A 26,246-nucleotide genomic window follows, 5' to 3' on the forward strand; every position below is an offset into this window, starting at 1 on the left:
ATGAGTGAGGCTGCGAAAACCACCCCGGTCCTCGATTGTCACGATCTCTCCTGCTATTTCAGGTCACCGTTCGGGCCGATCCGCGTGCTGCACGACATCAGCTTCAGCATCCCGCCGCGCACGACGCTCGGCATCGTCGGAGAATCCGGCGCGGGCAAATCCATGCTGGTCAAGACGATCATGGGGATTGCGCCGGAGGGCATGAAAACCAGCGGCCGCATCCTCGCCGACGGGACCGATCTGTCGACGCTCAACGAGGCGAAACGCCGCGCCTTTCTCGGCCGCAAGTTCGGGATGGTTTTCCAGAACCCGATGACATCCCTCAATCCGTTCGTGCGGGTGGGGCGGCAGATCGAAGAGGCGAGCCGCTTCCATCTGCGGCTTGGAAAAGCGCAGGCGAAGGCACTCGCGATCGAACTACTGGCAAGCGTCGGCATTCCCGATGCCGCGGAATGTTACGGACATTATCCGCATCAGTTTTCGGGCGGCATGAAGCAGAGGATCATGATCGCCACGGCACTTGCCTGCCAGCCGGATCTGCTGATCGCCGACGAGGCGACGACTGCGCTCGACGTGACGGTTCAGAAGGAAATTCTCGATCTGCTGCAGCTTATCCAGCAGCAGCGGCAGATGTCGATGATCCTGGTGACGCACAATCTGGGCATCGTCGCCGGACGCACCGACGACATCCTCGTGCTCTATGGCGGGCATGTCGTGGAATACGGCCCGACGGACACCGTCTTTTCCCATCCGCGCCATCGCTATACCGAGGCTCTGCTTTCGGCGATGCCGCGCATGGACCAGCCGGCTCATACGAAACTGCGCACGATTCCGGGCCGTCCGCCCGATCTTGCCAACCCCGCGCCCGGATGCCCGTTCGCACCGCGCTGCCCCGCCGCCGAGGCCCGCTGCCATGCTTCGATGCCGCCGATGACCACCAGTGCGGATGGCAAGCATCGCTTCGCCTGCTATGTGCCTGTTCAAACCGGCGATGCAGCCGACACTGCGGTCGAAAGGAGGGCATCGTCATGAATGACGAGGCTTCCGGCCAGGCCGTCGATACAGGTGCCGCAACGCATGCCTTCGATGCTTTCCTGCGCGACGACGCGCTTTTGAAGGTACGCGATCTCTCGGTCAGATATCGCCGCGGCGGCAAGATCTTTGTTGCGGTCGACGGCGTCTCCTTCGACGTGGCTCCTGGGGAAACACTCGGTCTCGTCGGAGAGTCGGGCAGCGGCAAGACGACCATCGGTCGTGCCCTTTTGAAGCTTCTGCCGAAGGTGGACACGCGTGTCGACGGCCACGTCGAATATGACGGCCTGAATCTTGCCGACCTGTCTGCTTCCGATCTTCGCGCCATCCGAAGCAAACTGCAGATGATCTTCCAGGATCCGATTTCCTCCTTCAATCCGCGCCGCAAGGTGCAGGATATCGTCGGAGAAGGCCTCGAGATCCAGGGCATCCGCAAAGCGGAAAGACTGGAAAGGGTCGATCGTGCGCTCAACGATGTCGGCATGAGCCGGACGATGGTGGAGGGCCGCAGGCCGCATCAGTTTTCCGGTGGCCAGTGCCAGCGTATTGCGATCGCACGGGCGCTAGCCGTTGGGCCGGAGCTGATCGTCTGCGATGAGCCGGTTGCGTCTCTCGACGTGTCGGTGCAAGCGCATGTGATCAATCTTCTGCAGGATATCCGCCAGAATCGAAACCTGGCGCTGATCTTCATTTCCCACGATCTTGCCGTCGTGCGCAATGTCAGCGACAGGGTCGCCGTCCTCTACATGGGCAAGATCGTCGAGATCGGAACCGGCGACGCCATCTATCAGCGTCCGGCGCATCCTTATACCCGCATGCTGCTGGAAGCAGTCCCGGTTCCCGATGCCAGCCGGAAGATCGTGCCGAGCGCAACGCCGACGCAGGCCTTGTCGCGGAGCGCGCCGCCATCCGGATGCCGGTTCCGCAGGCGTTGCCCGCGCGCTCAGGCGGTCTGTGCGGCGCAGGAACCGAAGCTTGCGGCGATGCCCTACGGCCAGTTCGCGGCCTGCCATTTCCCTCACGACGAACCGGCACCCGGAATGAAGACGGCGGAGCAAGCGTGATGGAAAAAGCCCCTGACGCATTCGAAGAAAAAACGCTGGCAAGCGGCAGTGCGCGCTCAGAACAGGATACCGGAACTGCGAGGCGCGCTGCTTTCTGTGCCAATGTGTTCGATGTCATGGTCCGGCTCTACGGCGAGCCCGGCATCGCGTCCTGGTGCCTCGAAGCCCAGACACGTCATGCGGTGGATGTGCCGTCTCTGCTGTTCTTCGCTCTTGCGGATAGTGACGGACACGGCGCGGATGACGGCGAGATGCAGCGGCTTCTGGAACGTGCCGGCGAATGGCGCTCGCTTTTCGTCCTGCCGTTGCGACATCTTCGGCTAACCCTGCGTCAAGGCCGCAGGAACACGGCAGAGATTGAATTTTACGAGAAGATCAAGGCAGCGGAGCTGGACGCGGAACGGTTGCAGGTCCTGCGTCTGGCCGACGACTTTCTCCCGCTCGAAGGGCCCGGCGGGCTGGCAGCCCGTTATCTCGAAACGATTTCCATGCCGGAACCCGAAGCAGGGACGTTGGTCGGACGGCTTCGAGACGCCGCCAAAGCCGTGTGCCACGGCTTCCCCATCATGCGCACTGAGGATCTGAAGACATCATGAGCGATTTCGACGCCGTCATGACAGGAACCATCGGCACCGAAGAAGGCGTCGCGGAAAACTACGTCGCCGTCACTGGTGGCATTGCCGCTGCGATGGAGACAGGCTGCGCTCCCAGCGCGCGTGTTCGATTTCGGCACTTACTTTCTCACACCTATCGAACTTCAAGGACATCGAGATGAACGCCATAATTTTAGACGGTGACAGCCTGACGATCAAAGATACCGTTCGTATCGCGCGCCAGGGCGCCAAGGTAGCGCTCGCCGATGCAGCGCGCGCCGAAATCATCAAGGTGAGAAACTATATCGAGGAAAACTGGCTGACCGAAAATGCACCGCCAACCTACGGCTTCAACACCGGCGTCGGCAAGCTCAAGGATTATGCCATCAGCCAGGCCGATAACGACCGCTTCCAACGCAATATCGTGCTCTCTCATTGCTCCGGCATCGGAGAACCGGCGTCGGAAGAAATCGTCCGCGCCATGATGGCCGTGCGCATCAACGCCTTCTGCCTCGGAGTTTCCGGCCTGCGGATCGAAGTGGTCGATCGTCTCGTTGAGATGCTGAACCGCGGCGTTCACCCTGTGGTGCCGATCCAGGGGTCGGTCGGCGCGTCTGGCGATCTGGCGCCGCTCGCCCACATGGTTTCGGTGCTGATCGGCTATGAGGAGGCGGAAGCCTATTATCAGGGCGAACGCATGCCGGCGCCGCAGGCTCTGGAAAAGGCCGGCATCTCCCCGATTGCTTTCGATCTCAAGGCGAAGGACTGCCTTGCCCTCATCAATGGCAACAGCCTCTGCGCGGCCATGGCGGTTCTCAACCTCCACGACGCCGAGATGCTGATGAAGACGGCCGATGCGGCCGGGGCGCTCAGTCTGGAGGCGATCCGCGGCGAGCAGGCGGCATTCGATCCCCGCATTCATCTCGTGCGCAAGCAGCCCGGGCAGATCGCGACCGCAGAAAATATCCGTCGCATTATCGAGGGCAGCCGTCGCACGACCGAGGCAGCACGTGCGGTACGCCTCGAGGACGATATCCTGCATCCGAAACACACCGCCCGGATCCAGGATCAGTATTCCTTCCGTTGCCTGCCGCAGGTGCATGGAAGCTGCCGCGACCAGTTGGAGCACGCCAAGGAGCTGATCACGCGCGAGCTCAACGCCGCGACCGATAATCCGCTCGTCTTCTGGAACGAACTCGGCGCGCTGGAATTCCTGTCCGGCGGCAACTTTCATTGCGAACCCATCGCTTTCGCCATGGACATCCTGACGATCGCTTTGGTGGAAATCGGCAATATTTCCGAGCGCCGCCTGTTCTCGCTCTGCGATACGACATTGAACTACGGCCTGCCGCCGAACCTTGCCGGCAAGCCGATCGGCCTGAATTACGGCTATGGCATCATCTCGACGGCCGCGGCGTCAGTCGCATCGGAAAACAAGACGCTGGCTTTCCCCGCCGTTGCCGATACCATCCCGACCAAGAGCAGCCAGGAAGACCATGTTTCGATGGCGACATGGGCATGCCGCAAGACGCGTCAGGTGGTCGACAACATGCCGAAGATCCTTGGTGTCGAATGCCTGCTTGCGGCCCGCGCCATCTTCCTGACCGAAGAGGCACTCGGCGGCTACAAGCTCGGAACCGGCAGCCAGGCGCTCTATGACGCGCTTCGCGACGCGATCCCGTTCCAGCAGGAGGACAGCTACATGCCCAAGCAGACCACACCAGCTCTCGAGATCGTGCGGTCCGGCGCATTTCTCGAGGCCATCGAGAACAAGATCGGCGCGCTGAAATAGGCGGGCCGGCTGATTTGGGCTGCGGCCGCATCATGCGGCGCCGGCGTTTCATCACCGCCTGCAATTCCCCTGACCGGAGAGAACCATGTTTGATGATCTGACAATGCCGCCAGCCGACAAGATCCTGTCGTTGATGCCGATTTTCCGGCAGGACGGTCGTTCGAACAAGATCGATCTCGGCGTCGGAGTCTACCGGGACGCCTCCGGTACGACGCCGATCCCGCGGGCGGTGAGGGAGGCAGAAAAGCGAATCCATACCGCGCAGACGACCAAAGCCTATGTCGACCCGGCCGGAGATCCTGTTTTTTGCGATCTCATCGGCAGGCTTGTCTTCGGCGAGGCGGCGCCGTGGGAGCGAATTCGCGGCATCCAGACGCCGGGCGGAGCAGGCGCCTTGACGGTGCTCGCCGGCCTGATCTCCCTGGCGCGCCCGGGTGCCGCGGTCCATGTGCCCGACCCGACATGGGTGAACCATGTGTCGATCCTCGAAGACAACCGGCTTCGGGTCGTCACTTACCCGTACCTCGACAGCCGAACAGGCGAGGTGGATTTCGACGCCCTGCTCGATCATTTCTCACGGTCGGAGCGGGGCGACATCGTGTTGCTGCACGGCTGCTGCCACAATCCGACGGGCGCCGACCCGAGCCGTTCGCAATGGCAGGCGCTGGCAGAGATCATCGCCGAGCGCGGGCTCGTTCCCCTGGTCGATATCGCTTATCAGGGGTTTGGCGAGGGTCTCGAGGACGATGCCTTCGTGGTACGGCTGCTCGCCGGCATGGTTCCGGAAATGCTCGTCTCCTCGTCATGCTCGAAGAATTTCGGAATCTACCGCGAGCGTACAGGTGCCGCATTCATTCTCGCCGCCAACGCGGATCGGGCGGATGCAGCCAAGGCACAACTCACGGTGCGAGCCCGTGTCGTCTATTCGATGCCGCCGGATCATGGCTCGGCTATCGTTCGCACCGTCCTGGAAGACCCGGCACTCGCCGCCGACTGGCGCGCCGAACTGGACGATATGCGCTCCAGCATTCTGTCGCTGCGCCAGGGGCTTGCTGCCTCGTTCCGGCGTTTCACCAATGGCAGCGACTACGATTTCCTCGCCAAGAACAAAGGCATGTTTTCGCTGATCGGTCTGACACCCAGGGAAGCTGTGATGTTGCGCGAGCGTCACGCCATCTATATCGTCGAGGACGGACGCATCAATGTCGCCGGGCTGCAGGCCAGCCAGATCGACACCTTTGCGGAAGCCGTTCTGGCAGTTCGCGGAATCAGCTGATCAGCACCCTTTTGAGGCATTAACAGGGAGTTCGGCATCTACGCAGTCTGAAACAGCAACCAAGAACCCTCCACTTAATCGCGCTAGAGGTCAGCGACTTGTAGATGCATTCGCGTAAATGCCATTAGGCTCTCGATGTGTTGGGCGACAGCTCGGCGCGTTTCCTCGACCTCGCCCCGGTCGATCGCCTCGATGATAACGAGGTGTTCCGTGGAGTCCGGCTTCAGGCGATCTTTCAGGCGGTCGATTTCGAAGAGACGCGTGGTCGCCCGAAGCTCCCGCAGTACCTTTGCCATGACCGCGTTGCCGCAATGATCGATGATCATATTATGGAGATTGTCGTCCGAGAACCAATGCGCGTCTGTGTGATACGCCGTCGCGCCCAATAGGTCGTGGATTTCCTGCCGGACGCTCATCAAAAGACGTCGCGGAATGGCGTTGATCGACAGTACCGCTGCTTCAGGTTCGATCAACAACCTCAGTTTCAAGCTTTGAAGATACTCGCCGACATCCACCTGTCGCACGACGTAGTTTCGGCCATCGCCCTTGCGAACCAGGCCTTCGCCTTCTAACCTCTGCAGCGCTTCGCGCAGCGGTGTCCTCGAAATCCCGAGTGTCTCGGCAAGCCTTGCCTCAACGATGACATGCCCGCCTTTCAGCCGGCGATGCCGGATCATGTCGGACACGGCCTTGTAGGTCAGCGATGCAAGATTATGCTGCCCTTTCTCGGCAATTTTCCGACCCGGGGCCGCTAAGGCGTCTGTCACCGTTTGCTATTTCCTTGTTCTTTAGGGCGTTGGCCGCTCGACGCGGCACCGCGCTTTCCTTACGCGATCACTTGTTACATATGATAGCCGATTTGGAAAAGGACTGGAACGAGTGCAGATGGACGATGGTCTGAATGAAGTTGGCGACTCCAGCCTTGCTGACGAAACCTACCGTTCCCTGCTGGCCGATATTCTATCAGCCAGGCTCGTGGGGGGATCGGTCGTCCAGCAACGCCGCCTGGCGACGAAACATGCTGTTTCGCGTTCTCCCATGCGTCACGCGCTGGGACGTCTCGAAGGAGAGGGACTACTTGTCAGAAACGAAAAAGGCGTTCTCTCGGTCAGGGTCATCAGTCTCAAGGATTACCTTGACAGTCTCACCATGAGGATGCTGCTCGAACCAACTGCGGCTGCGCTCGCCAGCCCCCATGCTTCGCGACTTGAACTGGACCCTTTGACAAGGATGCTGGACGAGATCGAGGCCGACCCCGAACCTGACCCTGAGATGGTCTGGGCGTTTGACGATGCGCTTCACAACTATATCGCAAGCGAAAGCCGCAACCCCTTTATGGCAACCACGATCGGGGAGATGCGGCGCTACACAACGATCTTCGAGCGGCAGCTGCCTGTGGTGCGTGCGAAGCCGGGCGTGCGGGAACATCGAGCAATCCTGCTTGCCTTGGCCTCCAACGATGCCGAGGCGGCTCGCCGAGCCATGACCGATCATCTCGAAGTCGTCCGTCAGGGCGTCCTTGCGAACTACTGAATCGATGAGTTGAGAATGCACTTGCATCTACGGTGAACTTTTGTATAAAAGTGGGATCCCACTTGAATGCACGGTCGGGATCCAACGATAAAGAACCGAACTCCCAGAGGCTCTCCATGCTCCGTTCACACTTCTCTCGCAGCGTTCTTGCCGCGTCCTTCCTGTCGGTCACAGCGTCTTTTGCCTTCGCTCAATCCTGCGAACCCAAAGTGGCGGCAGGCGAGTTGATCAAGCCCGGCACGCTCGTCATGTCGACCAATCCAACGCTTCCTCCGCTCCAGTTCATCGACTCCACGGGTGATCTGAAGGGCATGCGCATCGACCTCGGCAAAGAGATCGCCAAGCGCCTTTGCCTTGAGCCCGAATATGTCCGCATCGAATTCTCGGCGATGGTTCCGGGCCTGCAGGCTGGCCGCTGGGACATGATCAATACGGGCATTTTCTTCACCGAAGAACGCGCCAAGATCATGCAGATGATCCCCTATGAAGATCAGGCCATCAGCGTCTCCGTGGCACCAGATTCGAAGAAAGACGTCGCCGCAAAAGATGATCTTGCCGGCATGACGATCGGTGTCGAAATCGGTGGTTTCGAGGAAACGAAGACACGCCTTCTCGACAAGGAACTGCGTGACGCGGGCAAAGAAGGCTTGACCATCCAGACGTTCGATAATTTCGCCCTGGCCTACCAGGCTCTGCGGGCAGGCCAGGTGCAGGGTGTCGTGTCGATCGACGCCGTCGCCAAGGAGTACGATTCTCGCGGGGACTTCAAACGGGCAATCAGCGGCCTCTACCCAGCCCCGGTTTCTGTCGCATTCAAAAGCCCGGCTTTGGCCGATGCCGTGTCTGCGACGTTGAAAGACATGAAGGCGGATGGATCTCTGAAGGCGCTCTTTGACAAATACGGCCTGCCGATGGTCGCGGGTGACTATTCGGTTAAAGGCCCCGGCCGCTGAACTGATTTCAAGGATCGTTTAGAGATGAGGCGGGGCGCGACCACGTCGCGCCAAACCTCTTGCAGAAAGTCGTTGTCATGTCGCTTTGGAACTGGTCCGGCTTCTTCGGTTATCTGTTCAACCCCTTTATACTTGGCGGGGTGTTCACGACCGTTTGGCTCACCGTCGTCTCGTTGATTGCGGGGCTTATCCTCGGCTTCGCCCTTGCATTGATGCGGCGATCGTCGCGGCGGGTGCCATACTACATTGCCAAGGCGTATATCTGGCTTTTTCGCGGCACGCCGCTTCTTGTACAGTTGATTGCGATCTACACGGCGCTTCCGCTGTTCGGCATCAAGTTCACCGTCATAGAGGCGGCGTTGCTCGGATTGGCTGTCAACGAGGCGGCGTATCTCGCGGAGATCATTCGTGCCGGTATCGAAGCCGTGCCGGAAGGCCAGACCAGGGCAGCGCGCGCACTCGGCATGACCGAGCGTCAGATCATGCGCTACATCGTCATGCCGCAAGCTTTTAAAGTTATCGTTCCGCCTCTCGGCAATTCGGTGAACGGTCTCTTGAAAACGACCTCCGTCACTTCTGTGATCTCGGTCGAAGAACTCCTTCGCCGGACTCAGGTTCTCATCCAGGAGCGGTTCATGGTGCTCGAACTGTTTGCGGTCGCGGCGATTTATTACCTCCTCCTCACAACACTCTGGGACTTCTTCCAGAGCCATATCGAAAAGCGTCTCGGTCAAGCCGGATCGCGGCTTTCCATTAACGAGAAGCGCTAGAACCAGGATTTTCAAATGCAGAAGACGTTCCGCGGTGTCTACACCGTGATGATTACTCCGTTGGATCCCAGCGGCGCGGTCGATCTGAAGGGGCTGGCTGCCTTTACCGACTGGCAGGTTAAAGAAGGTATCCATGGCCTGATCCCTCTTGGATCGACAGGTGAGTTTCTGTCGCTCAGCGAGGAAGAGCGCGATGGTGTGGCGAGGACCGTCATCGAAACTGTCGCGGGACGGGTGCCTGTTCTGATCGGCACGGGAGCGGAAGATACGCGGGAATCCATTCGCCTTAGCGTCAAGGCCGAGGCAATGGGAGCTGAGGGCGTCATGATTATTCCGCCGTTCTATTCCACCCCAACGGATGACGAACTCGTTCACCACTACAAGAGCATTGCGTCTGCCGTGGCCATCCCGATTATGGTCTACAACAATCCCGCGACCGCAAACGTCGATCTGAAGCCGGAGTTGGTCAAGCGCATCGCCGAAATCGATGGCTGCGACTATATCAAGGAGTCCACCCTCGAAGTGACGCGCGTGCGCGATATCATCCGGCTGGCCGGCGACGATATGACTGTGTTCGGGGGCATACTCGGGTTCGAGTCTTTCGTTATGGGTGCGCAGGGCTGGGTGGCAGTGGCTTCAAATGTTGCGCCAGGACCGATGGCGCGGATCTTCGAACTTGTCGCAAATGAGAAAAAGTTCGATGAGGCAAGAGAGCTTTACCTCAAATGGCTGCCTGTCATTCAGGCGGTCGGGGGCCAGGCCTATGTCGCAGGAACGAAGTCCCTGCTGACCCACATGGGATTTGGCGCAGGCCTGCCGCGTCCGCCGCGCCTACCGTTGCCGCCCGCGCAGGATGCCGCCATGAAGAGGCTGGTGGCCGATTTCGGTCTGACGTTCGGCGTCTGAGGAATTCCATGATGCCCGTCGCTTCCATAAACCAGAGCTTGAGGCCCGACGATGCACGGGTCAGGCTCTCGGTCGACGGTCTGCAGATATTTGCCGAAAAGGGCATGTCTGTCGCCGCCGCCATCGAGGCGACGGGGCGGCATGAATTTTCCCGAGGCATCAAAGGCGACGGCCGTGGCCTCTTCTGCGGAATGGGCGTCTGTCACGATTGCCTCGTGACGATCGACGGAAAAGCCAGCCAGCGGGCCTGCATGACCATTGTCGACGATGACATGCAGGTTCTGCGTCCTGCTGCGCGGCCCGACCTTGCCACTGGTCAGATTGCCGATCTCTGCGGTGTGCCGCAGTCCTTGACGACAAGGACGATGGACGTTCTCATCGTCGGAGCGGGGCCTGCAGGGCTTGCCGCAGCTGAGGTTCTTGCTGCGGCCGGCGCCAAGGTGACTGTCATTGATGAACGGCCGTCCGCCGGCGGACAGTATTTCAAACAACCCTCGACATGGAGCGCCACTGAGCGAGTGAGTGGCGACGAGCAGGCTTTATCCGGCGCAGCGCTTATAGGGCAAGTGCGCGATCACGGCGTGACATTTCTAACCGCTACGGTGGTGTGGGGTGCCGCACGTGACGACGACGGTTCGCTTATTATTGCCTGCTATGGCTCCGGCGATGCGTTTTACTGCAAGCCGAAAATGCTCATCATCGCGACGGGGGCCTACGAACGCCCAACGCCGGTGAGGGGTTGGACACTTCCTGGTGCGATGACAACAGGGGCCGCCCAGACGTTGCTGAGGAGCTATGGCACCGTTCCCGGCCGAAGGATCGTTATTGCCGGAAACGGTCCTTTGAATATGCAGGTCGCAAACGAACTTCGAAAGGCAGGAGCCTCGATAGTCGCTTTGCTGGAAGCAGCGCCGCCACCCTGGTCTCGGCCGCTGGCAGCCCTCGGCCTTCTGACAACGCATCCCGCCCTCGCCCGCCACGGATTGCGCCAGATATCGACGCTTAGGTCCGCGGGCGTCAAGATGGGCTGGAACAGCGTACTCACCTCGATCAACGGCTCGCAGCGTGTGGAGAACGTCACGTTCACCGGACCAGGCGGCGAGATCAATTTCGATGCCGACACGGTCCTTGTCGGCGGCAATTTCACATCCTCCAATGAGCTGTCCCGGCTGCTCGGCTGCAGCCATGAGGTCATCGACGGCGATCTGCGGGCAGTGCGAGGTCTCGACGGTCAGACAACGCTTGCGAACGTGCATGCTGTCGGTGAAGCGGCGCGTTTCGGCGGCGCGCATGTTGCGATGGCAGAAGGGCAGATCGCCGCCGCCGCGATTGCGCGAAAACTGGGCCTCCTTGTCCAAGCCGACGAAAGCGCAGTGAAAAGGCTTGCCCGCCATAGACGGTTTCAAGAGGCGCTTTGGCAGGTCTTTGCGCCGAAGGACGATGCAAAGACAAAGACGGCAATTCCGCCAGATGATGCATTGATCTGCCGTTGCGAAGGAGTGACTTACGGTGTCTTGAGGACGCTCAGCGCAAATAGTGCGCAGGACGTCTCGACATTAAAGCGCCTGTCGCGTGCCGGCATGGGGCGATGTCAGAGCCGCTACTGCGGCAAAGCGATCGCTGACGTCGCGAAAGAACGGCACCTCACGGGCGAAACAAGCGGTTTTCTGGCCCCGCAAATGCCACTTCGACCTATTCCGCTGGCGGCGCTTGCGGTCGAGAAGCCGGAATGGGGCGGCCACAAGCGCGCACTTTTGCCGGAAAAACCTCCATTGGCGAATCCTCAAGCTTTGCCGGTGGCGGAAACGTCCACGCTGGTAATCGGCGCCGGCATTGCAGGCCTTTCGACGGCGCTCTTCCTTGCCCGGGAAGGCGAGGACGTTGTGGTGGTGGAGCGCGCTTTTGCGAACTCGCTGGCGTCCGGAGGGAATGCAGGAAGCCTTCATGCCCAGTTGCTTTCCTTCGACCACGGTGCCCGTGCCGAAGGTGGCGGCGGAACGGCCGCACAAACACTTCCCCTCCAGCGCGATTCAATCGCTCTTTGGGCCGCGCTGCAAAGCGAGCTCGGGCAGGATTTCGAGATGAAGGTCACAGGCGGCCTCATGGTGGCCGAAACCGATGACCACATGCGTTTTCTGGCGGAAAAGGTCGGGGTGGAGTGCGCGGCCGGGATCGATTGCCGCTTGATCGGGCAAGAGGAACTGCGCTCCCTGGAGCCTGCTCTGTCTTCTCACTTCGTCGGTGCTGCCTACTGCTCCCAGGAGGGCAAGATCAATCCTCTCGTCGCTACGCAATATATATTGGAGGCGGCACGGCGAGACGGCGCTCAAGTCTTCGAAAATTGCGAGGTCACCGGAATAACGACCTCGGACGACGGGTTTGAGGTCAGGACATCGAGGGGCATGTTGCGGGCAAAACGGATCGTCAATGCAGCCGGAGCCTTCGCTTCAAGGATCGGCGCGATGCTCGGTGTCCATGTGCCGGTATTCGGTGCTCCACTGCAGATGGTGGTTACCGAGGCCGCAGCACCTTTGATCTCGTGTCTCGTCGCCCATGCCGACCGCCATTTGACACTCAAGCAGGCGGCAAACGGGAACTTCATCATCGGCGGCGGCTGGACGGCAGGCCTCGATCCCATCCATCAACATCCACGCCCGCTACTGTCGAGCCTTGAGGGAAACCTTTGGGTTGCCCAGCACGTCGTTCCCGCTCTGCGCAAACTTCACGTCATCCGGAGCTGGGCAGCGATGAACATCAACATCGACGGTGCGCCGATCCTCGGCGAACATCCGTCAATGCCCGGGTTCTTCAACGCCGTCACTTCAAACGGTTATACGCTCGGCCCGATCGTCGGCCAGTTGACATCTCGGCTCGTTCTCGGTCGCGAGACCGATAGAGCCTTGCAACCCTTTTCCATCTCGCGTTTCCAGAAAGGCCGGGCATGATTGAGATCGCTGGCGTTACCAAATATTACGGTCAGTTCGCTGTCCTTAAGAACTGCTCGGTGAACGTCGAGCGCGGTGAGGTCGTGGTTGTCTGCGGTCCCTCGGGGTCGGGCAAATCGACGTTGATCAAATGCGTCAACGGGCTCGAGCAGTTTCAGGAAGGTTCGATCCGGGTGCATGGTATCGAAGTCGGCGACCCGAAGACCGACCTGCCGAACCTTCGCACACGGGTAGGGATGGTCTTCCAGAACTTCGAATTGTTTCCACATCTGACGATCATCAACAATATCATGCTGGCGCAGAAGATTGTCATTGGCCGCAGCGAAACGGCAGCCCACGCGAAGGCCATGGCGCTTCTTGATCGCGTCGGGCTGACGGACAACGCGAAAAAATATCCAAGCCAACTCTCCGGCGGGCAGCAGCAGCGCGTGGCGATCGCGCGGGCGCTCGCGATGGATCCGCTCGCCATGCTCTTCGACGAGCCGACATCCGCGCTTGATCCAGAGATGATTTCCGAAGTGCTCGATGTCATGTCCGGACTGGCAAAGGACGGCATGACGATGATGGTCGTCACCCATGAGATGGGATTTGCCCGCCGGGTGGCGACACGCGTGATTTTCATCGATCAGGGCGAGATCGTCGAGGATCGTCCGAGCGAGGAGTTTTTCGCGGGAAAACACAACCCACGAACCGAAGCTTTCCTTGGCAAAATCCTGCAGCACTGAAGGTCAGGCTTGTGAGCGACTACGATCTCATCATCCAGAACGGCACGGTGGCGACTGCTGCGGATGTTTTCCAGGCGGATATCGGCATTAAAGACGGCAAGATTGTCCAGATCGGGCAGAGCCTGTCGGGTGCTGCGCGCACGATCGACGCCTCGGGCAAATATGTCCTTCCAGGCGGCATCGACAGCCATGTCGAACGGACCATCCGTCATGCGGAACCGCATGATGGCGCAGACTATTCGCCCTACGAGGGGATCGAGATCACCGGCTGGCCGATAACGACAATTGTCGCCGGAAAGCCTGTCGTCGAAAACGGCGTCCTGGTGGGTACCAAGGGCCACAGGCAATATCGGAAAGCCGCGGCGAGACAAATCAACAAGCAGTCAAATCTAACAAGAGCGACATCATGAAACTGAAAATTACAGCAGGGCCATTCATCCTCGACGCTGTCCTGGAAACTGCCAAAGCGCCCAAAACCTGTGAAGCATTCATCAAGCAGATGCCGTTCGATGGTAAAATCGTGCACGTTCGCTGGTCTGGCGAGGGCGTTTGGATCCCGCTTGGCGACCATGATTTCGGCGTCGGTTATGAGAACCATACAAGCCATCCGGCCCCCGGTCATATCATCCTTTACCCGGGAGGCATCAGCGAAACGGAAATCCTGCTTGCCTACGGAGGCGTCGATTTTTCATCGAAAATGGGCCAACTGGCTGGCAATCATTTCATCACAATCACATCCAATCTCGACCAACTCGCCGAAATAGGGCGCCTCACGCTGTGGGAAGGCGCGCAATCCATTCGATTTGAGGCCGTATCCTAGAACAGGATGATTTTAGGCCGGGTCGGGCTAAAATCTAAATCCTGTTCTAAATTAAATAGTTAGAGCATGATATCGCCCGAAAACCGCTCAGACTTTTCGGCATCATGCTCTAGGTGTGAGCTTTCCGGAGGTTGTCCATTCGGAGCGGATTTAGGAGACTGGAGTTACCACACCTCAGTTTTCCAGGATCACTCCGAATGAACCCCGACTGACCCCGTTGCGTCGAGAGGAAATGGCTTTGGCCGTTGCCAAAGGCCAAGTGTCCAAAGCCCAGGCTTCCCGCCTTTATGGTGTCTCGTCAAAGATCGTTTCGCGCTGGGTCGAACGGTTCAGGGCACAAGGACGCGCCGGGATGGCGGACCGCTCGTCCCGGCCCAAAATCAGTCCACGTCAGACGGGTCAGTCCTTGGCAGAGCGCATCGTCGCACTTCGCCGTCAGCGCCGGACAGGCAAGCACATCGCCATGGAAACAGGCGTGTCGCCCGCCACCGTCAGCCGCGTTCTCAGGCGTGCAGGCCTGTCACGGATGAAGGATGTCGATCCCGCCGAGCCGATTGTACGTTACGAATATGCCGAGCCGGGTGGTCTGATCCATCTCGATATCAAGCGCCTCGGCCGCTTTCATCGCGTCGGCCACCGCATCACCGGCAACCGGACCGGCCAAAGCAACTCGCGTGGTGTCGGCTGGGAATACGTCCACATCTGCATTGACGATGCCTCCCGCATCGCCTTTACCGATATCTTCCCCGACGAAACCGCCGTTAGCGCCATTGCCTTCCTCAAGGCGGCCGTCACCTATTATCAGAGCCTGGGCATCACAGTCACGCGGGTGATGACCGACAACGGCGCCTGCTACAAGGCCAAGGACTTCGCAACCACCTGCAAGGCACTCGGCCTCAAGCACATCCGCACCAAACCCTATACCCCCAAAACCAACGGCAAGGCGGAGCGCTTCATTCAGACGGCTTTGCGAGAGTGGGCCTATGCATGCGCCTATCCGTCATCCGAACACCGAAAAGCCCATCTGCCAAGCTGGACCCATATGTACAATTGGCATCGTCCGCACGGCAGCCTGAAATCAAAAACACCCATCAGTCGCCTCGGCCTCAACCGAGACAACCTCTTGAGCATCCACATCTAGGCGCAATAGCCGAGGCGACGGGGTTGACGCCGGCGTGCCAGCACCGCCTAACGCGGCGGTTGGCACGTTTCCTGCATTCTAGTCTTCGAGATTTTCTTCGAGATTTCCAAATGGTGGACGAGGCCCGAAATGTCTTTTGATTTTGATTTCGAACTTGCGAAAAGAGCGGCGCAAGAACTGCCTCCGTCGCAGAAGCAGCCAAAAACGCGTAAGATGTCTCTTCTACAGAGGCTCATGGCTTCGCCGCTAATTCCTCCTCGTCCGTCTCTCAGCATTCTGCGCCCATATAGAGGTGGTGATGCGCAATGACGCTGTGATACCCCTGTCGAGCAGGTAAGGCACTGCTGTCCGACGGTTCTATTCCCGCCGAGGCGGCGTGATTTCTACAGATACGGTGCGTGCGGCACTTGACGAACTGTGTCGCCAGGATAGTCCAGCGCGGACGTCCAACGACGCGATCACTCTCTACAAGGCAGTCGGAACGGCGTTGGCCGATCCTGCTGCCGCGACGATGGTGTATGAAGCCGCTTTGATCGCCGGCTGACGTCTGCTGGTCCGGGCGATCGCGAATGATCGGGGGCCTGTTGCCCCGTTCCAATAGGCCGGCAGCCTCTGCTCCCAACGACTTCAATAGCGCGCATCTTCAAGGCCACAGAAAGGGTCGACCGGGTTGGTGCCTAGGAAGGGCTTGCGACCGAGCATACAATCAACGACGGCTTCCTGGACGCTGTCCATGGTGGAGTACGCATTGATATAGGCCGGTACGCGCGGCGCATCGTAAAGGTGATAGGGATGCCCAAATGAGATCATTACGGAGGGAATATTCGTCCAGGGTCGGTACATGGCCTTGAAAAGGCCGCCACCACCCATCCTATGCCAGTCGACGAATATCCGGCCTCGTACGAGCAGCGACTCGTCGCCTAGCGCGTAGAGGACGAGGTCGAAGTCGTCGGGGGTCGGCACGATGTCCGGTCGGTCGATCGTGACTTCGAAACCTTCCTTCCGCAACAGCGCGGGTAGCAAGAATTCCAGTGGCTGCGGCATGAGCGGATGAATGATGCCGCCGTCGACCAGCAGCACGCGCTTTGTTTTCGCCGGATCGAGCGGAAAGATACCATTGACGTCCTTCACAAGCGTAGGCGAGCGGCCGATGTATTCCCTTGATGCTGCGACATTGTCTGGATGCGCAAGCAGGTGGCACGCTTCCGCCGCATCGGGTAGGACGTCTGACGGTTGAAAAAGTTTGAGATGGGCCTTGAGCGCCAGCACGCGAAGAACCGCTTCCTCAAGTCGCTCCGGAGTAATTCGTCCATCTTCGACGGCAGCCTTGACCGCCGCCATATCCTCCTCAGGTTCATCGCTGAAGAGGATCATGTCGCAGCCATTTGCGATGATATCAGGCAGCGTATCGAGGTGGTGGCCCCAGGCAGACAGCCCTCCCATGGGGGTCGCGTCAGAGACGACGATGCCATTGAAGCCGAGTTCGTCTCGGAGAAGATCAACGTTCAGCAACCGGGAAACCGAGGCCGGTCGGAAAGCTTCAAGCCCGGCATCTGGCATCTTCGATCGAATATAGGCCGGAAGGGAAATGTGCCCACTCATGATTGCCAACACGCCTTCGGTGATCAGCGTTCTATAGAGCCGACCGAAGGTTTCCTTCCACTCGTCCATGGAAAGCGGATTGGTCGTCGTAACGAGGTGCTGATCGCGGTCGTCATATCCCTCGCCCGGCCAGTGCTTTGCGGTGGCGGCAACGCCATTTCGTTGGAGACCGTGAACATGGGCAACCGCGTGCCGCTCGATCTTGTTGACATCGGAGCCGTATGACCGTGTACCGACAATCGGTGATCGGAACGCGGTATTTATGTCGATGACCGGCGTGAAGGACCAGCGCACCCCCATCGCGCGGCCCTCGCGTGCCAGGATTTCTGAACTTTTCTCGGTCGCCTGAACGTCGTCGACGGCGGCAAGGCCAAGTTGGCCCAGCACCGGAGTGCCGAAAGCGAAGGAATGACGGCTGCCTTCGAGGTCTGCGCTGATGATGGGCGGGACTTTGCTCTTGGCCACGAGGTCAGAGATGACCCGCCGCTCGAACTCGAGGTCAGCCGTGAAGAAGCGGGTTACGCCGCCCGGCCTTAGTGAAGCAATGCGTTTGAAATCCTCCTCATCCGTCCCGATCATGATCAAGGTGAAGAGTTGGCCGATCTTGTCATCGAGATCAAGCGAGGCATAGACGTCGCGGATCCAGGATATCGCAGCGTCGTCGAGGTTGAACGGCGCTTTGCGAAGCTCGTCGTAGATCGTCATAAGCTCCCCCGTTGATCAACGCTCTGCGGATAGCCCGTGTGAATATGCACGCTATCCTGTCATATGCCAGCTCGGTGATGTCAGGTTAAGTTCGTCGGGAACATTCTGGATATCGAGGGTCGGCTTGAGCAGCGGGCGGCGAAGCCACGGCCGCTTTAGTTCCCCCCTGAATGGCCTGGGATATCAGGCTCTCATTTTTGATCTAGGAAGCGAAGCGCCACACCGTCGTCTTCTTGATTTCGCTGTCCTCCAGCGCCCGCGTTACCGGCACCTCATAAACCGCGCAGAATTCCAGCCGATCCCGCGGCAGGTAACTGCGTCCGGGGTCTCCGACCAGCACCCGCTTGCCGTCGGCTGCCAGCTTCGCGAACCAGGGAACGAGCGCATCGGCGAAAACGCGGTCGTAGAAGACGTCGCCGGCAAGCACGATATCCGCATCGACGGCCTGCCCGATCAGATCGGCGCCGGTAAATCCGAGTGAAACGCGATTGGCCTCGGCATTCAGCCGGACTGCCGTCTCCGCCCAGGGATCGATATCGCTAGCGATGACCTCCCCGGCGCCAGCCATCACAGCCGCGATGCCGACAAGGCCGGAACCGCTGGCGAAGTCCAGCACGCGCTTGCCGCACACCGTTTCCGGATGATCGAGAACGTAGCGTGCCAGTCCCTGGCCGCCCGCCCAGGCAAAAGCCCAGAAGGGCGGCGGCAGGCCGATCGCTTCCAGCTCTTCCTCCGTCTTCAACCAGAGCTCATGCGCCTCGCTTGCCAGATAGAGCGAAATCTCCGGCACATGCGGCGGCGGCATCAGGCTGGTATTGGCGCGAATGAAAGCTTCCGGATCAGTCTTCAACGCGGCGGGTTGTCCAGTCCGCCCATGCGGCAGACTTCGAGATATTCTTCCTCGGTGACCGGCTGCACCGAAAGCCGCATCGAGGTGACGAGCGCCATCTTGGCGAGCTTCTCGCTCGCCTTGACATCCTTCAGCGTCACCGGCTTCGGCACGTCCATGACGGCGCGGATGTCGACGCAATCCCACTTCGGATCGCCCTTGGCGGAAGAATCGGGATGCGACAGGGCGCAGACTTCGACGATGCCGACGATCTCCAGCCCGTCATTGGAATGATAGAAGAACCCTTTGTCGCCGATCTGCATCGCCCGCATGTTGTTGCGCGCCAGATAATTGCGGACTCCGGTCCATTCCGTGCCCTTTTCGCCCGCAGCCTTCTGTTGCTCCCAGGACCAGGAAGCGGGTTCGGATTTATAGAGCCAGTGCGCCATGCTCACGCCTCCGGTTTGTTGAAGACCCAGTTATAGGCCTTGACGTCGACGCTTTCGAACAGTCCGGCCTTGGCATAGGGATCGGCATCGGCAAGCGCACGCGCCGCCTCTTTCGATTCCGCTTCGACGATGATCAGGCTGCCGCAGGGCTTGCCGTCGTCATCGAGAAATGGGCCGGCGATCTTCAGCGTGCCCTCGGCATTCAGCTTGTTCAGATGCTCGATATGCGTCGGACGCGTATCCATGCGCACGTTCAGATGTCCCGGTTTGTCCTTGCAGAGAAGGGCGAAAAGCATGTCTGTCTCCTATTCGGTGGTGATCGGACGCGTCATCAGCTGCTCTATCGCCTCTGATATATCGAGCCTGCCGTCGATGATGGCGGAAACGGCATCGGTGATCGGCATGCTGACCTTCAACTCCGCCGCAAGCCGCGAGGCGACGGAGGCTGCAAACGCGCCTTCCACCAGCGCACCCTGCAGGGGATCGGTCTTTTCGCCGCGCCCGAGCGCGATGCCGAAGCGCAGGTTTCGCGATTGATGGCTCGTTGCCGTCAGCACCAGATCGCCGAGGCCGGAAAGCCCGCGCACCGTGTCCGCCTGCCCGCCCTTGGCGACGACGAAACGCGACATCTCGGCAAGACCGCGCGCAATCAGCGCCGCGCGCGCGGAATCACCGATGCCACGGCCTTCGACGATGCCGCAGGCGATCGCCAGCACATTCTTCAGCGCGCCGCCAAGCTGCACGCCGATCCGGTCGTTGGAGGCGTAGAGCCGGAAGGTCCGGCCGGAAATCGCCTGCGCCAGCCGCTCCGCGGTCTCCATGTCGGCTGCCGCAATCGCCATCGCCGTCGGCAGGCCCTTGGCGATATCGGCGGCAAAACCCGGGCCGGAGAGCACGGCGACGGAATGGTCCGGCAGTTCCCGTTCCAGCATGTCGGTCAGAAGATTGCCCGTCGCCCGCTCGATGCCCTTGGCGCAGGTAACGACCACGGCATCCTTGGAAAGATAAGGTCCGTATTGCCGCGCCGCATCGGCCTGCGCCTGCGATGGCATTGCAAAAAGCACGATGGAAGCGCCGGCGATCGCATCCGCCTCGGCCGAAAATTCCAGCGTATCGGGCAGGAGAATGCCGGGCAGCACCGCATCGTGCAGCCGTTCGGTCTTCAGATCGGCAATCAGTGACGGATCACGCCCGACGAGCGTCACGGCGCTGCGGCCGGCAAGCGCGATGACGGCGGCAAGCGCCGTGCCGAAAGCCCCCGATCCGACGACGGCGATGGTTTCGCTCATGCCTTGGCCCCTCGTTTTCCGAAGCCGATCAGCGTTTCCGCATTGGAATCGAGCGGCCAGCGCGAACGTGGTTGTACGTCGAGCGTATCCGGCGCGGCACCGGTCGCCATCCGTTCCAGTCCTGCCCAGGCGATCATCACGGCGTTGTCGGTGCAGAGGTGCAGCGGCGGCGCGACGAAGCGGAAACCGTTCTTGTCGCACAGCGCCTGCAGCGTGCCGCGCAGTTCGAGATTGGCGGCGACACCGCCGGCAACGACGAGCGCCGGCTTTTCGCCAGTAGCAGGGCCAGTAGCAGGGCCAGTAGCAGGGAATGTCGTCGGAAATTCCGCCTTGAACCGCTGCAGGCCACGGCCGATACGGTCCTTCAGCGTCCGCGAAACTGCCTTCTGGAACGAGGCGCAAATATCCGCCACGTCCTGATCGCTGAGCGGCGCGATATCCTGCGCCGCCTGCCGCACCGCTGTCTTCAGGCCGGAGAAGGAGAAGTCGAGCCTCGCCTCACCGACCAGCGGCCGCGGAAAGTCGAACCGATCGGGATTGCCGTCCCGCGCCATCCGCTCCACCGCCGGCCCGCCGGGATAAGGCAGGCCGAGCAGCTTTGCCGTCTTGTCGAAGGCTTCGCCGAGCGCATCGTCGATCGTCGTGCCCCAGCGCTCATACTGCCCGACGCCGCGCACCAGGATGAGCTGGGTATGGCCGCCGGAAACCAGCAGCATCAGATAGGGAAAGGACAGCCCGTCCGTCAACCGCGCCGTCAGCGCATGGCCTTCGAGATGGTTGATCGCATAGAGCGGCTTGCCGGCGGCTCTGGCGATCGCCTTGCCGGTCATCAACCCCACAAGCAGCCCGCCGATCAGCCCCGGCCCCGACGTCGCGGCGATGGCGTCGACATCGTTGAGCGACACATTGGCGCGCTTCAGCGCCTCCTCGATCAGCTCGTCCAGCGCTTCGACATGGGCGCGTGCGGCAATCTCTGGCACCACGCCGCCATAGGCGCTATGTTCGTCGAGCTGGGAAAGCACCACGTCCGACAGCACGTTGGAATGTCCCTCCGCATCGCGCTCGACGACCGCGGCGGCGGTCTCGTCGCAGCTCGTTTCGATGCCAAGGATGCGCAGAAAGGGAACCATGAAGCCTGTTCGTTGATTGCGATGGGATGGAAACCCGTTTACGAGAACTCCGGTAACAACGGAATAGAACGGATGCAAACAAAACCTTTCCGGATCGGCACGCGAGGCAGCCCGCTGGCGCTTGCCCAGGCGCATGAAGCCCGCGACAGGCTGATGGCGGCGCATCATCTGCCCGAGGACATGTTCGAGATCGTCGTGCTGACGACCAAGGGCGACCGCATCACCGACCGGTCGCTGGCCGAGATCGGCGGCAAGGGCCTGTTCACCGAGGAGCTCGAACAGAAGCTTACCGCCGGCGAGCTCGATTTCGCCGTGCATTCCGCCAAGGACATGGCGACGAAGCTGCCCGAGGGGCTTTATCTCTCCGCCTATCTGCCGCGCGAAGATATCCGCGACGCCGTCATCGGCCGCACCGCACGCAAACTGATCGACCTGCCGCATGGCGCCACCGTCGGTTCATCCTCGCTCCGCCGCCAGGCGCTGATCCGCCGCATGCGGCCGGATATCAATGTCATCACCTTCCGCGGCCTGGTCGAGACTCGCCTGCGCAAGCTCGAAGAGGGCGAGGTGGATGCGACCCTGCTGGCGCTTGCCGGCCTGAAGCGCCTCGGCAAGGTCGATGTGCTGACCGATATCCTCGATCCCGACACCTTCCCGCCGGCGCCGGCGCAGGGGGCGATCTGCATCGAAAGCCGCATCGGCGATGCCAGGATCGACGATCTGCTGGCGCCGGTCAACGATATCACGACCTTCGACACAGTCTCCTGCGAACGCGCCTTCCTCGCCGCACTCGACGGCTCCTGCCGCACGCCGATCGGCGGTTATGCGGTCTGCGAAGGCGACCTGATCCGGTTCTCCGGCCTCATCATCACTCCCGACGGCCGCAGCCAGCATGCGGTGACGACTGACGGCCACCGCCGCGATGCGGCAGCGCTCGGCACCCGCGCCGGCCAGGACGTGCGCGCAAGAGCCGGCAGCGCCTTTTTCGACGACTGGCACTGAAGCGGCCATGCGTGTGCTCGTCACCCGCCCTGCGCATTCGGCGACGAGAACCGCACAACGTTTGCGCGATATGGGCCACGAGCCCCTGCTGCTGCCGCTGCGTCAGCCGCTGCACGACAGCGTCGCCGCCCTAGCCGCGCTTGCAACCACCAGCGGCGCAATCGCTGTGACCAGCGCCGAAGCCATCAGGGTCCTCTCCGCGCTCGGCGAAAAACTTCGTCCGCATCTCGCCCGCCCGCTTTTCGCGGTCGGCGAAACGACCGCGGAAGAAGCGCGCAGCCTCGGCTTCCGATCGGTCGCCTCATCCCAGGGCAACGGCCGCGATCTCGCCGATCTCGTCGCGACGCAGGGAGCGGACGGGTTGCTTTATCTTGCCGGCTGGCCCCGCGCCGAAACTTTCGAAGCAGGATTGCGCGAACTCGGCATCCGCTTTTCTATCGCCGAATGCTATCGCATGCAGCCGATCGTTCCCGGCCCGGCCGAGATCGAAGCGATTTTCTCAAGGTCTCGTCCTGAGGCCATTCTCTTCTATTCCCGGCAGACGGCCGAGGATTTCTTTCGCGTGCCGGAACTGCGATCAGCCGTGCCGGAACACAGCGGAATCCGCTTTCTCTGCCTTAGCGAGGCAGTGGCGGAGGCCATCCCGACGGCTCTGAAAAAAGCCGTAACGATTTCACCGATGACGGATGAGAAAAGCCTTTTGTCGCTGCTTTGAGGCTCCACCCGCCCAAATTTGATCTAACCTCTTCCCTTAACTGGCATCACTGTCTAGTTTCGTTGCAATGCAGGATAAAGAGGACCTCATGGTATCGGGAAACCCGCCACGCCATTCGAAGAGCGCCGACGAGCCGGTCACGATCGACCTCGATGCACAGGAATTCGCCTCTGCAGCCGATACCGAAAAACCGGTAGACAATGATGCTGGCGAGGCCGACAGCACCGCCGCCGCCGATGTCGGCCTGCCGTCCGAAACCGAGACTGCGTCGCATGTCGAAGATGAAGAGAAGCCGGTGATGGATGCGCCGGAGGAGGAACCGGCAGCTCCAGAACCTTCCTTCACCCCTCCTCCCGAACAGCCTGCGCCGAAGAGCGCCGGCACCTCCGGCCTCATTGCCGCCGGCATCGTTGGCGGCCTCGTTGCGCTGCTTGGCGCCGGCGCCATCCAGTATGCCGGTTACCTCCCGGGCTCCTCCACGCCGCAGACGACATCGCCGGAGACGGCGGATCTTGCCGGCGAGATCGACGGCCTGAAACAGACCGTCGCCAACCTTGCCGCCAATCCGGCGAGCGCGGATGACGGCGAGCTTGCGAAACGCGTTGCTGCGCTGGAAACGACTGCCAAGGCCCCCGTAGCCGGCGCGCCGGCCGATTCTGTTAACGTCGAGGCACTCAACCAGAAGATTGCGGAACTGACCGGTCAGGTCGACCAGCTACGCTCAACGCTTGCCCAGTCATCCGAGCAGCAGACGACGAACGGCGCCGATATCGCCAAGCGCCTGGAAGAGGCCGAAAAGAAGCTGAACGAGCCGCGCGAGGACGTCGCCGTTGCCCGGGCGATCGCGGCTGCCGCCCTGAAGGCGGCAATCGATCGCGGTGGCCCGTTCCTGGCCGAACTCGACACCTTCGCCGGCGTCGCACCCGACGATCCAGCCGTCGCCGACCTCCGAACCTTTGCCGAGACGGGCATTCCCTCACGCACCGAGCTGGTGCGCGAGGTTCCCGATGTCGCCACCGCAATCGTCGAAGCCGTCAACCAGCCGGACCCGAACCAGAGCTGGTCGGATCGGCTGATGTCGAGCGCCAAGTCGCTGGTGAGCGTCCGTCCCGTCGGCAATATCGAGGGCGAAAGCGTCGAAGCCATTGCCGCCCGCATGGAGGAGAAGGTGAAGAGCGGCGACCTGCCAGGCGCCTCCGCCGAATGGAATAACCTGCCCGCTTCCGGCAAGCAGGCGTCCGCCGCCTTCAAGCAATCGCTCGAAGCGCGCATCCGCGTCGAGGAACTGGTTGGCGGGGCGCTGTCGAAAGCGGTTTCCGGCACCGGCAAGGAAGGATAAGACCATGCTGATCCGCCTTGTCGTCTTCGCTCTCTTCGTGTTGCTTCTCGCCTATGGCTTCTCCTGGCTTGCCGATCGTCCCGGCGACCTCTCGCTGATCTGGGAGGGCCAGATCTACCAGACGAAGCTGATCGTCGCCGCCAGCGCGATCATCGCTCTCATTGCCGCCGTGATGATCGCCTGGTGGTTCGTCCGTCTCGTCTGGACCTCGCCGCATTCGGTGACGCGTTATTTCCGCGCCCGCAAACGAGATCGCGGTTATCAGGCGCTGTCGACCGGCCTGATTGCCGCGGGCGCTGGCAATGCGCTGCTCGCCCGCAAGATGGCCGCCCGCTCGCGCGGCCTCATCCGCGCCGATCAGGAACCGCTGATCAACCTGCTCGAAGCTCAGGCCGCCCTCATCGAAGGCCGCCATGATGAGGCACGCGCCAAGTTCGAGGCCATGGCCAATGATCCCGAGACGCGCGAACTCGGTCTGCGCGGCCTCTATCTGGAAGCCCGCCGTCTCGGCGCCAACGAGGCCGCCCGCCAATATGCCGAAAAGGCTGCCGACAACGCGCCCTATCTTCCCTGGGCCGCACAGGCGACGCTCGAATATCGCAGCCAGGCCGGCCGCTGGGACGATGCGATCCGCCTGCTCGAACAGCAGAAGGCCGCCCGCGTCGTCGAAAAGGCCGAAGCCAACCGTCTGCACGCCGTTCTTCTGACGGCGCGCGCCGGCGAGAAGCTGGAAAGCAACCCGACCGGTGCCCGCGACGACGCCCTGCAGGCGCTGAAGCTTGCCGCCGATTTCATTCCGGCAGCCCTCATTGCCGCAAAGGCGCTGTTCCGCGAAGGCGGCGTGCGCAAGGCCGCCTCGATCCTCGAACAGGCATGGAAATCGGCACCTCATCCTGAGATCGGCCAAGCCTATGTCAGGGCCCGCAGCGGCGATTCCACACTCGACCGGCTGAAGCGCGCCGAGCGGCTGGAAGGGCAGCGCCCGAACAATGTCGAATCCCTTCTTGTCGTCGCCCAGGCAGCCCTCGACGCGCAGGAATTCGCCAAGGCCCGCGCCAAGGCGGAAGCGGCGGCCCGCATGCAGCCGCGTGAAGCCGCCTACCTGCTGCTGGCCGACATCGAAGAAGCCGAGACTGGCGACCAGGGCCGCGTGCGCCACTGGCTGGCCCAGGCGCTCAAGGCGCCGCGCGATCCGGCCTGGGTGGCAGACGGCTTCGTGTCGGACAAATGGCTGCCGGTATCGCCCGTGACCGGCCGTCTCGACGCCTTCGAATGGAAGGCGCCCTTCGGCCAGATCGAGGGTCCGCTCGAAGACGGTTCGGCGCCGGCCTCGATCGAAACCGCTTTGAAGACATTGCCGCCGCTGCGTGACGTCAGGCCGGAAAGTCCCGCCAACGACCATCGCATCATCGAGCTGGAACGCGCCGCGACGATTGCCGAGGCTGTGCGCCCCACGCCGGCACCGGCACCGACATCGTCAAAACCGAAACCCGTCGAACCGGCCGCGGGCGATAAAGCGCCCGCGCCGAGCGAGGCGAAACCTTTCTTTGGCGGACTGCCGGATGATCCCGGCGTTCGCGATCCCAGGGTGGAACCGGAACCCAAGACACGGCTCCGCCTTTTCTGAAATGGAACG

The 26,246-nt window shown here is 61.2% G+C and carries 26 protein-coding genes and 1 pseudogene; 20 read left to right on the top strand and 7 right to left on the bottom strand.

The features are described from left to right. The 6 genes from J3P73_RS23105 to J3P73_RS23130 all read left to right on the top strand — a co-directional run bounded on the left by J3P73_RS23105 (nt 1) and on the right by J3P73_RS23130 (nt 5,757). Complete coding sequence (locus J3P73_RS23105; RefSeq protein ID WP_130692937.1) at nt 1-1,032, top strand: ABC transporter ATP-binding protein; 1,032 nt, start codon at nt 1-3, stop codon at nt 1,030-1,032. Continuing rightward, nucleotides 1,029-2,096: an ABC transporter ATP-binding protein gene (locus J3P73_RS23110; RefSeq protein WP_075225492.1), complete on the top strand. Its 1,068-nt coding sequence runs from the start codon at nt 1,029-1,031 to the stop codon at nt 2,094-2,096. Before J3P73_RS23105 ends, J3P73_RS23110 begins: the two co-directional genes overlap by 4 nt. Further along, complete coding sequence (locus J3P73_RS23115) at nt 2,096-2,692, top strand: TIGR02444 family protein (protein ID WP_130692938.1); 597 nt, start codon at nt 2,096-2,098, stop codon at nt 2,690-2,692. The genes J3P73_RS23110 and J3P73_RS23115 overlap by 1 nt, the downstream gene beginning before the upstream one ends. Continuing rightward, nucleotides 2,689-2,871: a hypothetical protein gene (locus J3P73_RS23120; protein ID WP_130692939.1), complete on the top strand. Its 183-nt coding sequence runs from the start codon at nt 2,689-2,691 to the stop codon at nt 2,869-2,871. Before J3P73_RS23115 ends, J3P73_RS23120 begins: the two co-directional genes overlap by 4 nt. Then, entirely contained in the window at nt 2,868-4,481 is a 1,614-nt protein-coding gene (gene hutH / locus J3P73_RS23125; RefSeq protein ID WP_130692940.1) for a histidine ammonia-lyase, read from the top strand. Before J3P73_RS23120 ends, hutH begins: the two co-directional genes overlap by 4 nt. An 85-nt stretch (nt 4,482-4,566) precedes the next feature. Further along, a complete protein-coding gene (locus J3P73_RS23130; protein ID WP_130692941.1) occupies nt 4,567-5,757 on the top strand; it encodes an amino acid aminotransferase in 1,191 nt (396 codons plus the stop codon). An 83-nt stretch (nt 5,758-5,840) separates the two neighbouring features. On the opposite strand, the gene J3P73_RS23135 is transcribed toward J3P73_RS23130, so the two are convergent. Next, nucleotides 5,841-6,524, bottom strand: a complete 684-nt coding sequence (locus J3P73_RS23135) for a GntR family transcriptional regulator (RefSeq protein ID WP_130692942.1) — start codon at nt 6,522-6,524, stop codon at nt 5,841-5,843. A gap of 112 nt (nt 6,525-6,636) precedes the next feature. On the opposite strand from J3P73_RS23135, the gene J3P73_RS23140 reads away from it, so the two are divergent. From J3P73_RS23140 to J3P73_RS23185, 10 genes and pseudogenes are all read left to right on the top strand, one after another. Continuing rightward, entirely contained in the window at nt 6,637-7,290 is a 654-nt protein-coding gene (locus J3P73_RS23140; protein ID WP_197727302.1) for a GntR family transcriptional regulator, read from the top strand. Nucleotides 7,291-7,406: 116 nt separating this feature from the next. Beyond that, the gene (locus J3P73_RS23145; protein WP_024320386.1) at nt 7,407-8,243 is read left to right on the top strand and encodes an ABC transporter substrate-binding protein; all 837 of its coding nucleotides are present in this window, start codon (nt 7,407-7,409) and stop codon (nt 8,241-8,243) included. A 77-nt stretch (nt 8,244-8,320) separates the two neighbouring features. Continuing rightward, nucleotides 8,321-9,013 (top strand): amino acid ABC transporter permease, encoded by a 693-nt coding sequence (locus J3P73_RS23150; protein ID WP_130692944.1) that lies wholly within the window; start codon nt 8,321-8,323, stop codon nt 9,011-9,013. A 15-nt stretch (nt 9,014-9,028) separates the two neighbouring features. Further along, entirely contained in the window at nt 9,029-9,919 is an 891-nt protein-coding gene (dapA, locus tag J3P73_RS23155; protein WP_130692945.1) for a 4-hydroxy-tetrahydrodipicolinate synthase, read from the top strand. An 11-nt stretch (nt 9,920-9,930) separates the two neighbouring features. Next, complete coding sequence (locus J3P73_RS23160; RefSeq protein ID WP_397496501.1) at nt 9,931-12,864, top strand: FAD-dependent oxidoreductase; 2,934 nt, start codon at nt 9,931-9,933, stop codon at nt 12,862-12,864. Further along, nucleotides 12,861-13,589, top strand: coding sequence for an amino acid ABC transporter ATP-binding protein (locus tag J3P73_RS23165; RefSeq protein ID WP_130692946.1), 729 nt, complete (start codon nt 12,861-12,863; stop codon nt 13,587-13,589). The genes J3P73_RS23160 and J3P73_RS23165 overlap by 4 nt, the downstream gene beginning before the upstream one ends. Nucleotides 13,590-13,600: 11 nt before the next feature. After that, on the top strand, nt 13,601-13,999 hold the full coding sequence (locus tag J3P73_RS23170; RefSeq protein WP_130692947.1) for a hypothetical protein: 399 nt from the start codon (nt 13,601-13,603) through the stop codon (nt 13,997-13,999). Beyond that, nucleotides 13,996-14,409, top strand: coding sequence for a DUF3830 family protein (locus J3P73_RS23175; protein WP_130692948.1), 414 nt, complete (start codon nt 13,996-13,998; stop codon nt 14,407-14,409). The genes J3P73_RS23170 and J3P73_RS23175 overlap by 4 nt, the downstream gene beginning before the upstream one ends. A gap of 232 nt (nt 14,410-14,641) precedes the next feature. Further along, on the top strand, nt 14,642-15,550 hold the full coding sequence (locus tag J3P73_RS23180; RefSeq protein WP_207579708.1) for an IS481 family transposase: 909 nt from the start codon (nt 14,642-14,644) through the stop codon (nt 15,548-15,550). A gap of 367 nt (nt 15,551-15,917) precedes the next feature. Beyond that, nucleotides 15,918-16,094 (top strand): annotated as a pseudogene (locus J3P73_RS23185) (bifunctional Delta(1)-pyrroline-2-carboxylate/Delta(1)-piperideine-2-carboxylate reductase); the annotation flags it as partial. An 83-nt stretch (nt 16,095-16,177) separates the two neighbouring features. On the opposite strand, the gene J3P73_RS23190 reads toward J3P73_RS23185, so the two are convergent. The 6 genes from J3P73_RS23190 to tsaD form a co-directional block, all read right to left on the bottom strand. After that, a complete protein-coding gene (locus tag J3P73_RS23190; RefSeq protein WP_130692950.1) occupies nt 16,178-17,857 on the bottom strand; it encodes a glycoside hydrolase family 3 protein in 1,680 nt (559 codons plus the stop codon). 202 nt (nt 17,858-18,059) lie between these two features. Beyond that, on the bottom strand, nt 18,060-18,707 hold the full coding sequence (locus J3P73_RS23195) for a class I SAM-dependent methyltransferase (RefSeq protein ID WP_130692951.1): 648 nt from the start codon (nt 18,705-18,707) through the stop codon (nt 18,060-18,062). Then, a complete protein-coding gene (locus J3P73_RS23200; RefSeq protein WP_003543603.1) occupies nt 18,704-19,135 on the bottom strand; it encodes an EVE domain-containing protein in 432 nt (143 codons plus the stop codon). The genes J3P73_RS23195 and J3P73_RS23200 overlap by 4 nt, the downstream gene beginning before the upstream one ends. A gap of 2 nt (nt 19,136-19,137) precedes the next feature. After that, complete coding sequence (locus J3P73_RS23205; RefSeq protein WP_003543605.1) at nt 19,138-19,431, bottom strand: YciI-like protein; 294 nt, start codon at nt 19,429-19,431, stop codon at nt 19,138-19,140. 9 nt (nt 19,432-19,440) lie between these two features. Continuing rightward, complete coding sequence (locus J3P73_RS23210; protein WP_130692952.1) at nt 19,441-20,424, bottom strand: NAD(P)H-dependent glycerol-3-phosphate dehydrogenase; 984 nt, start codon at nt 20,422-20,424, stop codon at nt 19,441-19,443. Beyond that, nucleotides 20,421-21,554, bottom strand: coding sequence for a tRNA (adenosine(37)-N6)-threonylcarbamoyltransferase complex transferase subunit TsaD (tsaD, locus tag J3P73_RS23215; protein WP_130692953.1), 1,134 nt, complete (start codon nt 21,552-21,554; stop codon nt 20,421-20,423). The genes J3P73_RS23210 and tsaD overlap by 4 nt, the downstream gene beginning before the upstream one ends. A 72-nt stretch (nt 21,555-21,626) precedes the next feature. Between tsaD and hemC the strand changes: the two genes are divergently transcribed. The 4 genes from hemC to J3P73_RS23235 all read left to right on the top strand — a co-directional run bounded on the left by hemC (nt 21,627) and on the right by J3P73_RS23235 (nt 26,237). Continuing rightward, the gene (gene hemC / locus J3P73_RS23220) at nt 21,627-22,556 is read left to right on the top strand and encodes a hydroxymethylbilane synthase (protein WP_130692954.1); all 930 of its coding nucleotides are present in this window, start codon (nt 21,627-21,629) and stop codon (nt 22,554-22,556) included. A 7-nt stretch (nt 22,557-22,563) separates the two neighbouring features. Then, complete coding sequence (locus J3P73_RS23225) at nt 22,564-23,271, top strand: uroporphyrinogen-III synthase (protein ID WP_130692955.1); 708 nt, start codon at nt 22,564-22,566, stop codon at nt 23,269-23,271. A gap of 67 nt (nt 23,272-23,338) precedes the next feature. Next, nucleotides 23,339-24,610 carry a COG4223 family protein gene (locus J3P73_RS23230; RefSeq protein WP_197727303.1) on the top strand — a complete coding sequence of 424 codons (1,272 nt, stop codon included), beginning with the start codon at nt 23,339-23,341 and terminating at the stop codon, nt 24,608-24,610. Nucleotides 24,611-24,614: 4 nt separating this feature from the next. After that, the gene (locus tag J3P73_RS23235; protein ID WP_130692957.1) at nt 24,615-26,237 is read left to right on the top strand and encodes a heme biosynthesis protein HemY; all 1,623 of its coding nucleotides are present in this window, start codon (nt 24,615-24,617) and stop codon (nt 26,235-26,237) included. Nucleotides 26,238-26,246 lie beyond the last annotated feature (9 nt).

It is taken from the genome of Rhizobium ruizarguesonis (assembly GCF_017357285.1).
Taxonomy (GTDB): domain Bacteria; phylum Pseudomonadota; class Alphaproteobacteria; order Rhizobiales; family Rhizobiaceae; genus Rhizobium; species Rhizobium ruizarguesonis.

What these genes read in the sequence shown, in the direction of transcription:
- J3P73_RS23105 (WP_130692937.1), top strand. Translation starts at nt 1, where the DNA reads ATGAGTGAGGCTGCGAAAACCACCCCGGTCCTCGATTGTCACGATCTC.
- J3P73_RS23175 (WP_130692948.1), top strand. Translation starts at nt 13,996, where the DNA reads ATGAAACTGAAAATTACAGCAGGGCCATTCATCCTCGACGCTGTCCTG.
- J3P73_RS23160 (WP_397496501.1), top strand. Translation starts at nt 9,931, where the DNA reads ATGCCCGTCGCTTCCATAAACCAGAGCTTGAGGCCCGACGATGCACGG.
- dapA (WP_130692945.1), top strand. Translation starts at nt 9,029, where the DNA reads ATGCAGAAGACGTTCCGCGGTGTCTACACCGTGATGATTACTCCGTTG.
- J3P73_RS23180 (WP_207579708.1), top strand. Translation starts at nt 14,642, where the DNA reads ATGGCTTTGGCCGTTGCCAAAGGCCAAGTGTCCAAAGCCCAGGCTTCC.
- J3P73_RS23190 (WP_130692950.1), bottom strand. Translation starts at nt 17,857, where the DNA reads ATGACGATCTACGACGAGCTTCGCAAAGCGCCGTTCAACCTCGACGAC.
- J3P73_RS23210 (WP_130692952.1), bottom strand. Translation starts at nt 20,424, where the DNA reads ATGAGCGAAACCATCGCCGTCGTCGGATCGGGGGCTTTCGGCACGGCG.
- J3P73_RS23205 (WP_003543605.1), bottom strand. Translation starts at nt 19,431, where the DNA reads ATGCTTTTCGCCCTTCTCTGCAAGGACAAACCGGGACATCTGAACGTG.
- J3P73_RS23120 (WP_130692939.1), top strand. Translation starts at nt 2,689, where the DNA reads ATGAGCGATTTCGACGCCGTCATGACAGGAACCATCGGCACCGAAGAA.
- hutH (WP_130692940.1), top strand. Translation starts at nt 2,868, where the DNA reads ATGAACGCCATAATTTTAGACGGTGACAGCCTGACGATCAAAGATACC.
- hemC (WP_130692954.1), top strand. Translation starts at nt 21,627, where the DNA reads ATGCAAACAAAACCTTTCCGGATCGGCACGCGAGGCAGCCCGCTGGCG.
- J3P73_RS23110 (WP_075225492.1), top strand. Translation starts at nt 1,029, where the DNA reads ATGAATGACGAGGCTTCCGGCCAGGCCGTCGATACAGGTGCCGCAACG.
- J3P73_RS23200 (WP_003543603.1), bottom strand. Translation starts at nt 19,135, where the DNA reads ATGGCGCACTGGCTCTATAAATCCGAACCCGCTTCCTGGTCCTGGGAG.
- J3P73_RS23150 (WP_130692944.1), top strand. Translation starts at nt 8,321, where the DNA reads ATGTCGCTTTGGAACTGGTCCGGCTTCTTCGGTTATCTGTTCAACCCC.
- J3P73_RS23235 (WP_130692957.1), top strand. Translation starts at nt 24,615, where the DNA reads ATGCTGATCCGCCTTGTCGTCTTCGCTCTCTTCGTGTTGCTTCTCGCC.
- J3P73_RS23130 (WP_130692941.1), top strand. Translation starts at nt 4,567, where the DNA reads ATGTTTGATGATCTGACAATGCCGCCAGCCGACAAGATCCTGTCGTTG.
- J3P73_RS23145 (WP_024320386.1), top strand. Translation starts at nt 7,407, where the DNA reads ATGCTCCGTTCACACTTCTCTCGCAGCGTTCTTGCCGCGTCCTTCCTG.
- J3P73_RS23165 (WP_130692946.1), top strand. Translation starts at nt 12,861, where the DNA reads ATGATTGAGATCGCTGGCGTTACCAAATATTACGGTCAGTTCGCTGTC.
- J3P73_RS23115 (WP_130692938.1), top strand. Translation starts at nt 2,096, where the DNA reads ATGGAAAAAGCCCCTGACGCATTCGAAGAAAAAACGCTGGCAAGCGGC.
- tsaD (WP_130692953.1), bottom strand. Translation starts at nt 21,554, where the DNA reads ATGGTTCCCTTTCTGCGCATCCTTGGCATCGAAACGAGCTGCGACGAG.
- J3P73_RS23225 (WP_130692955.1), top strand. Translation starts at nt 22,564, where the DNA reads ATGCGTGTGCTCGTCACCCGCCCTGCGCATTCGGCGACGAGAACCGCA.
- J3P73_RS23230 (WP_197727303.1), top strand. Translation starts at nt 23,339, where the DNA reads ATGCAGGATAAAGAGGACCTCATGGTATCGGGAAACCCGCCACGCCAT.